Annotated in this window: 1 protein-coding gene; it reads left to right on the forward strand. The window is 62.7% G+C overall.

Annotated elements, in window-relative coordinates; translation table 11 throughout:
- Nucleotides 1-20: 20 nt before the first annotated feature.
- Nucleotides 21-458 carry a hypothetical protein gene (locus tag DN824_RS22440; protein WP_138410516.1) on the forward strand — a complete coding sequence of 146 codons (438 nt, stop codon included), beginning with the start codon at nucleotides 21-23 and terminating at the stop codon, nucleotides 456-458.
- Nucleotides 459-518: the final 60 nt, after the last annotated feature.

Below are 518 nucleotides of genomic sequence, written 5' to 3' on the forward strand. Positions count from 1 at the left end.
GTTAGCCATCGGGATGAACAATGGATGCCGAGCGAAAGCGGCAGCTGAAGAAGCTAGGTAAGGCCGAGGTGCAGCGGCAGTCTGCGGAGCTACGGCAAGCGCTGCAGCAGGCGAATCCCGCGCGGCCCGGTTCTGATGGTTGGGCACAGGGCTACAAACTCGGCACGCAGCGCGAGCGCTGGCTACGCAAGAAGTTGCCAACGCTGCACAAGGAAAAGTTAAACGAGCTTTTTGTGGTCCGCCCGAGCGCGGGTGCAGGCTGGGTCCCCCACATGGGCGGCTACGTGCAGTGCGTGGACTGCGGGTCGGCTTTGCCATCCATGCGCCGCCGCTCTTGGTTCTACTTCACAGGATGCCAGTGCCGAAACATCTCGTGGCTCGAGTTCTTCTGGTGGCGCAACGTGAACGTTCGGCGCCCGCAGCGGGTCATGCCAGTGAAGCTCACGGGGCGTGGCTAACAAGTCCATCGAGCGGACGGGCAAAAAGCTGGCGCTTTTCGCCCGCCGCTCATGTCCAGC

Origin of the sequence: Stutzerimonas nosocomialis, from assembly GCF_005876855.1 — a bacterium.
GTDB lineage: Bacteria > Pseudomonadota > Gammaproteobacteria > Pseudomonadales > Pseudomonadaceae > Stutzerimonas > Stutzerimonas nosocomialis.

Coding starts and splice junctions, on each gene's coding strand:
- DN824_RS22440 (WP_138410516.1), top strand. CDS start 21: ATGGATGCCGAGCGAAAGCGGCAGCTGAAGAAGCTAGGTAAGGCCGAG.